We start from the raw sequence: 4,794 nt of genomic DNA, 5'->3' as shown, positions 1-4,794 counted from the left end.
GTTCTCATGATCCAGTTCGTGACGGACTACACGCGCGCCCTGCAGATATTGCGGTGGATGGTTGGAAGCCTCGACGTGGTCGGCATGGATTTGATCTGGCGCATGCTGGTGTTCGTGGTTCCCGGACTCCTGGTGCTCTTGGCGACGACGCGCGACCTTCATCTGATTGCCGTCGACGAGGAGTCCGCCGCCGCGCTCGGAGTCAACGTCGCACGCACCGAGAAGCTCGTTTACATGGCCTCGTCCCTGATCGTGGGAGTGGCGGTGGCGGTGGCCGGGCCGATCGGCTTCGTGGGGCTCATCGTGCCGCACGCGGTGAGACTCCTCTTTGGAGAGGACTTGCGAACGGTGTTGCCGTGCTCGATGCTCTTGGGAGCCGCGTTTCTGGTGCTGGCCGACACACTGGCGCGCACGATACTGGGAGCGAGCGAGCTTCCCGTAGGGGCGCTCACGGCGCTCTTGGGTGGACCGTTGTTCTTGTTGCTGCTGGGCCGAAGGAGGCGCTACGCAGCAATGTAATCGGGAGAAGCACGATGAGTATTTCCACGAAGAGAGGGGACAAAGGGGAGACGGCCCTCGTAGGCGGTGGTCGGGTATCGAAGGCGGATTCTCGTATCGAGGCCTATGGTGCGCTCGATGAGCTCGGCTCGGTCATGGGGTTCGCACGCTCGATTTGCCCGAACGAGCGGGTCCGTGAGACGACGAAGTTCATCCAGAAAGAGCTCTTCCACGTGAGCGCGTCGCTCGAGAAGGGGCTCCCAGCCGAGACGGTCGACCGACTCACGAAACAGGTCGAGGAAATCGAGAACATCGAGGGCATCATTGGAGACTGGGCTCTTCCCGGCGAGAACACCGCTTCGGCAGCCTACGACGTCGCACGAACCGTGTGTCGCCGTGCCGAGCGGGTACTCGTGCACCTGCGCGAGTCGCGTGGGAAAGTCGACGAGAGCGTGCTCGCCTATGTGAACCGCCTTTCGGATTTGCTCTGGCTCTTCGGCCGTCTTATCGAGAAGGACGCGGGCGTCGACTCCCGGCTCCGGGAGGGCGAGGGGCCAAACTGGTCGCGCGCATGGTAGCGATCGAGCCTGTGAGCGAGGTCTACGCCGACCGGGCCAGGGAGCGGCAGCTCCAGCTGACGAAGCCTCAGGGAAGTCTCGGGCGCCTCGAGGAGATCGCGGTGCGTCTCGCCGCCATCCAGCGTCGGGAGGATCCGGTCTCTCGCGATCGGTGCATTTTCGTCTTCGCTGCCGATCACGGAGTGACCGAGGAAGGAGTGAGCGCCTATCCTTCGCGCGTCACGCGGCAGATGCTCTGGAACTTCGCCTCGGGAGGCGCGGCGATCAATGCGCTGGCACGGGTTGCGGAAGCGCGGGTCGACGTGGTCGACGTCGGGGTGGGAAGCGGAACGCGCAACTTCACGAGAAAACGGGCGATGAGCCGAGGCGAGCTCGAGGCGGCACTGGCGAAAGGCGCGGAGAAGGCGCACCAGGCCAGCAACGAAGGGGTCGTGCTCGCCGGGCTCGGGGAGATGGGTATCGGCAACACGACCGCGGCGAGCGCGGTCTCCGCTGCCTTGACCGGCGCGCGACCCGTCGAGGTCACGGGATCCGGCACCGGGCTCGACGAGAGCGGCATTCGTACGAAGACGGATGTCGTCACCCGGGCCCTCGAGCTTCATGAGCTCTCTTCCGAGGAGCCGCTGCGCGTTCTCGAGTGCGTCGGAGGCCTGGAGATGGCCGCCCTCGCGGGATTTTGTCTCGAAGCCGCCGCTCGCCGGATGGCGATCCTCGTCGATGGGTTCATCACGACCGCGGCGTTCGCCATCGCCTGGAAAATCCAGCCTCTGGTGAAGGAGTACGCATTCTTCTCGCACCGGTCACGCGAGCCGGGGCATGGCGTCCTGCTCGACTGGATGGGCGGGAATCCGCTACTGGACCTGAGCCTGCGCCTCGGCGAGGGTACGGGGTCGGCGCTCGCGATGCCGATCATCGCCGCAGCCGTCGAAGCCCACAATGGAATGGCGACGTTCGAGAGTGCCGGAGTCTCCGGGAGAACATGACGAGACTACTGGCTGCCTTCGCCTTTCTGACGCGAATTCCGATTCCTCGCCATTTCGACGACGAGGACGTCGGTCGCTCGACCGTGTTCTTTCCTCTCGTGGGCGCGGCAATCGGGTCCGTTCTGCTGCTGCTCTGGACTCTCGCGCCGTTCCCGCCTCTTCTCACCGCGGCACTGGCCGTGACGCTGTCCGCCTGGCTCACGCGAGCGATGCACCTCGACGGCCTGGCCGATTTCGCCGATGGTCTGGCCGGCGGCAGGACACGCGAGGACGTACTCGAGATCATGAAGGACCCGCGGGTGGGAGCGTTCGGCGCCGTCGCCGTGGCCCTGCTGCTCGCGGTCAAAGTGGCGGCCATCGAATCGCTTCCCGACGCCAGAGCGTTGATCGTGGCGCCCGCTTTGGCCCGGTGGGCGAGCGTGCCGGTGAGCATGGGCCTCCCTTATGCGCGCCGCGACGGTATCGGGCTGGCACTGAGCGTGCACGTGGGCTCGGTCGAGCTCATCGGAGCCACGCTCTCGTGCGTGTGCCTGTCGCTCGTCGCGCCGCCTCGTTTCGTCTTGTATTCTGCGGGGGCCGTCGTACTGGCGTCGTTCTTCGTCCTCGCGATCGCTTGGCGCCGATTGGGTGGAATCACCGGGGACGTGCTCGGCGCGAACACTGAGCTTGCGGAGACCGCGGCTCTCGTTGCCGCCGTGGGATGGACATCGTCACCTTCGCCATGCTGACCCTCGTCCTCGGCGGTGCCCGCAGCGGCAAGAGCCGTTACGCCCGATCCCTGTGGGACGCGTCCGAGTCGGTCGTCTTCGTCGCCACGGCGACAGCGTCCGATTCCGAGATGGTGGATCGAATCGAGCGGCATCGGGCCGAGCGACCTTCACATTGGAAGACGATCGAGGAGCCGCTCGATGTCGTAGCCGCGTTGGCCGAACAGCCCGAGGGTACGGCCGTGCTCCTGGACTGCGTCACGCTCTGGATATCGAACCTTCTCTGTGAGCATCGCGACCGTAGTCGCAACGATCGCGAACGGCTCGTTCTCGAAGCTCTGAAGTCCTTGACCAAGCTCGCGCGCGGTCGAAATCTCGTCGTCGTCAGCAACGAGGTGGGTTCCGGCCTCGTTCCCGAGTCGACCGTCGCCCGAGAGTTTCGGGATCTCCAGGGGCTCGCGAATCAATTCATCGCGCGCGAAGCCGACCGCGTGGTGCTCGTCGTTGCCGGTCTACCCGTCGAGATCCGTTGAAGCTCAGGGCTCGTCCTCCGCGACCGCCGTGCCTCTCAGTTGAATGACCCCCGCGAGCTCGAGACCCAGAAGGATGCGTGCCGTATCTTCCTGGGGGAGCGGGACCTGCGCCATGATGCTCTGGACCTGGGTACGCCCGTCACAGCGGGAGAGGACGAAGGCTTCATGGGACGCGAGGTGGATGTAATCGAGAATCTCATTCGACTCGGGCGTGAGTCGGGGAATTTGATTCAGTGCCAGGAGAGCTTCGCTGTCGAAGGCGTGCCGGGACGCCTCCAGGATCGCGTCGGCCACCCGGACGGGCCGCTCCAGAACCTTGTTGAATTCCGAGCGAGTCCGGAACTCCAGCTTTCGTGGTGGGTTCCGCAGCAGCATACTCGCGATCTCGGTGAGTTGGGCGCGGACGAAGGCGTCGAGCTCTTGAGGTGCGACGATCTTCAGAGCGACGAGAACGTCGCCGAGACGCCTTCCCGTGGATATCACGACGACGGAGGCAGCTTCGAGCTGGCTTTCGCTGATGCGCCCGCGCCGCACCATCACTTCGCCGAGCCGCTCGTCCATGGACGACGAGCGTGCACCGACGATTCCACCGTTTTCGAAGAGGACGGCGCGCTCGGTATCGATCTCCGCGGCGGCCATCGTTCGAATAACGCCGCTACGCTTCTCACGCTCGAGCCTTCGCAAGGTCGCCGCAACGACAGGATGCATGGAACATACCTCGCACACGAGGAGCCGACGTGGTCGAGGTGAACGTCCGGATCCAGCAGACGTAATCGGGGGTGTAACCGCTGCATGGTGTCACGAAATACACCCAGGCGATGTGATTTAGAGTGGGGGAGGAGACCCGCACCCGATAAGGCGACCACGAAGCCCGAGAGCGTGGAGGGCCCGCCTTTCGGCGCCGCGTGCGGCGATTCACATTCTTCGAGTCTGGGTCACTCTCCCCGAAGACCAGACTTTCCCTCAACGGTCACAAAAAGTATACTCCACGTATGGCGACCACTACATTGAGCGTGAAAGTGGACCCCAAGTTTGCGAAGGAGTTCCGCGAGTTCTGCGAGACTCATTTTCTCCAGGTGGGGAAGTTCACCGAGCATGCGCTTCGCGAGGTAATGGAAGACTTCTACTTTGGAACGAAGGCCCAGAGGGTTCTCAGCCAGCAGGCGGTCGCACCCATTCGCCATCAGTCGTACTTCTCGAAGCGCCGCTCGCGGAAATAGTGCAGATCCTGTACCTCCACGAGTTCATCGAGGAGCTCGAACGTCTCGATAACGACGTCCAGAAGCAGGTCAGGAATAAGTTGAAAGAGCTCTTCCGGACGCCTTTCGGCCAACTCGCTCCGCTGCCGCTGAAGGGAGCCCAGTTCAAGGGCCTGTACAAGCTGCGAGTGGGCGATTGGCGCCTGATCTACAAGGTTCAGCAAGACGAGCTCATCTTCATCACTTTGGGCCACCGTTCCGAGGTCTATCGAAAGTAGAGCCTCCCTCGCCGCATC

General features: G+C 63.8%; 8 protein-coding genes. 7 read left to right on the top strand and 1 reads right to left on the bottom strand.

The genetic code is table 11. The features are described 5' to 3' along the window. The 5 genes from VEK15_20340 to cobU all read left to right on the top strand — a co-directional run. Positions 1-519, top strand: a 519-nt coding sequence (locus VEK15_20340; GenBank protein ID HXV63061.1) for an iron ABC transporter permease, incomplete at its 5' end; no start/stop codon positions are given. 14 nt (positions 520-533) lie between these two features. Continuing rightward, complete coding sequence (locus VEK15_20335) at positions 534-1,076, top strand: cob(I)yrinic acid a,c-diamide adenosyltransferase (GenBank protein ID HXV63060.1); 543 nt, start codon at positions 534-536, stop codon at positions 1,074-1,076. Then, entirely contained in the window at positions 1,070-2,059 is a 990-nt protein-coding gene (gene cobT, locus VEK15_20330; protein HXV63059.1) for a nicotinate-nucleotide--dimethylbenzimidazole phosphoribosyltransferase, read from the top strand. The genes VEK15_20335 and cobT overlap by 7 nt, the downstream gene beginning before the upstream one ends. Beyond that, positions 2,056-2,787 carry an adenosylcobinamide-GDP ribazoletransferase gene (gene cobS, locus VEK15_20325; GenBank protein HXV63058.1) on the top strand — a complete coding sequence of 244 codons (732 nt, stop codon included), beginning with the start codon at positions 2,056-2,058 and terminating at the stop codon, positions 2,785-2,787. Before cobT ends, cobS begins: the two co-directional genes overlap by 4 nt. Further along, positions 2,760-3,299: a bifunctional adenosylcobinamide kinase/adenosylcobinamide-phosphate guanylyltransferase gene (gene cobU / locus VEK15_20320; GenBank protein ID HXV63057.1), complete on the top strand. Its 540-nt coding sequence runs from the start codon at positions 2,760-2,762 to the stop codon at positions 3,297-3,299. Before cobS ends, cobU begins: the two co-directional genes overlap by 28 nt. Before the next feature lie 3 nt (positions 3,300-3,302). Here the strand turns inward: cobU and VEK15_20315 are convergent, their stop codons facing one another. Then, a complete protein-coding gene (locus tag VEK15_20315; protein HXV63056.1) occupies positions 3,303-4,007 on the bottom strand; it encodes a DUF4388 domain-containing protein in 705 nt (234 codons plus the stop codon). A 284-nt stretch (positions 4,008-4,291) separates the two neighbouring features. Between VEK15_20315 and VEK15_20310 the strand changes: the two genes are divergently transcribed. Beyond that, complete coding sequence (locus tag VEK15_20310) at positions 4,292-4,519, top strand: hypothetical protein (protein HXV63055.1); 228 nt, start codon at positions 4,292-4,294, stop codon at positions 4,517-4,519. Continuing rightward, positions 4,519-4,776: a type II toxin-antitoxin system RelE/ParE family toxin gene (locus tag VEK15_20305; GenBank protein ID HXV63054.1), complete on the top strand. Its 258-nt coding sequence runs from the start codon at positions 4,519-4,521 to the stop codon at positions 4,774-4,776. Before VEK15_20310 ends, VEK15_20305 begins: the two co-directional genes overlap by 1 nt. Positions 4,777-4,794 lie beyond the last annotated feature (18 nt).

It is taken from the genome of Vicinamibacteria bacterium (assembly GCA_035620555.1).
Lineage (GTDB): Bacteria > Acidobacteriota > Vicinamibacteria > Marinacidobacterales > SMYC01 > DASPGQ01.
The sequence above is the reverse complement of the archived record's forward strand: the minus strand, read 5'-3'. Positions and strand labels throughout refer to the sequence as shown.

Coding starts and splice junctions, on each gene's coding strand:
- cobU (HXV63057.1), top strand. CDS start 2,760: ATGGACATCGTCACCTTCGCCATGCTGACCCTCGTCCTCGGCGGTGCC.
- cobS (HXV63058.1), top strand. CDS start 2,056: ATGACGAGACTACTGGCTGCCTTCGCCTTTCTGACGCGAATTCCGATT.
- VEK15_20310 (HXV63055.1), top strand. CDS start 4,292: ATGGCGACCACTACATTGAGCGTGAAAGTGGACCCCAAGTTTGCGAAG.
- cobT (HXV63059.1), top strand. CDS start 1,070: ATGGTAGCGATCGAGCCTGTGAGCGAGGTCTACGCCGACCGGGCCAGG.
- VEK15_20335 (HXV63060.1), top strand. CDS start 534: ATGAGTATTTCCACGAAGAGAGGGGACAAAGGGGAGACGGCCCTCGTA.
- VEK15_20315 (HXV63056.1), bottom strand. CDS start 4,007: ATGCATCCTGTCGTTGCGGCGACCTTGCGAAGGCTCGAGCGTGAGAAG.